Origin of the sequence: Komagataeibacter intermedius TF2 (assembly GCF_000964425.1) — a bacterium.
Classification (GTDB): domain Bacteria; phylum Pseudomonadota; class Alphaproteobacteria; order Acetobacterales; family Acetobacteraceae; genus Komagataeibacter; species Komagataeibacter intermedius.
This window is the reverse complement of record NZ_BANF01000137.1, coordinates 1-1,007: the sequence shown is the minus strand read 5'-3', so window position 1 is coordinate 1,007 and position 1,007 is coordinate 1. Positions and strand designations below refer to the sequence as shown.

The window sequence follows — 1,007 nt, the reverse complement described above, 5'->3', positions numbered from 1 at the left end:
ACCATCAGCCTCCTCGCCCTGCTTCTGACGCTCTCGGCAGGGTTTAGCATTCTCAATCACCACACGTTTCGCCTTCCTGTGACGATTGGCGTGCTGGTCTTCTCATTGCTGGCTTCCCTGCTGATCATGATTCTGAATCCGTTGATACCGGCTTATGACCTTCAGGCTCTCCCACGGTCTGTGCTCGGAGCGATCAATCTCCCCATGGCCCTTCTGAATGGCGCGCTGTCCCTGCTTCTGTTTGCCGGGGCCACGCAGGTAAACGTCGGACATCTGCGCACAAAGCTTGCGTCCGTAGCTGCGCTCTCTATTCTGGGGACCGTCCTAGCGGTTGCCTTTCTGACGATCGCGGCATGGTATGTCTTCCCTCTGTTGGGCCACGCCATTCCTTTTGCATGGTGCATCGTCCTTGGCGCCATTCTCGCACCAACCGACCCGGTTTCGGTCGTCGGAATGCTGAAACGTCTCGGACTGCCCGGACCGCTTCAGGCCGTTTTTGCAGGAGAGAGTCTGTTCAATGACGGCGTCGGCGTTGTCATTTTCGGTGTCACGATCGGGCTGGCGACCGGAGACAGTCAGGAAGTGACCGCCTCCGAGATTGCTCTGAGTTTTTGCAGAGAGGCCATCGGTGGCGGTCTATTGGGCGCACTGACCGGATGGATCGCACTCCGTGTGCTCAAGAGGCAGCGAGATCCGCATATCGATCTGCTGACGTCGCTCGCTCTGGCGACCGGAACCTTCAGCATTGCCAACCAGCTTGGCATGTCGGGTGCGATTGCCGTCGTCGTGGCGGGACTGTGCTTTGGAACAAGCTATAGCCATTCCGTTTTCGATGAGGCATCCCGGAAGGAACTCGATACCGCTTGGACACTCATTGACGAGGTGCTGAATGTCCTGCTGTTCATGCTGATCGGCTTTGAAATTCTTGAGATCACGCCGCATCTGTTTACGGTGCTGGCGACACTTGCCGTGATCCCGCTGTCCATTGCCGTGCGGGCATTGAGCGT

The 1,007-nt window shown here is 57.6% G+C and carries 1 protein-coding gene; it reads left to right on the top strand.

Annotated elements, in window-relative coordinates:
* On the top strand, positions 1 to 1,007 hold a 1,007-nt coding region (locus B7449_RS13990), incomplete at both ends, for a cation:proton antiporter domain-containing protein (protein WP_048883735.1).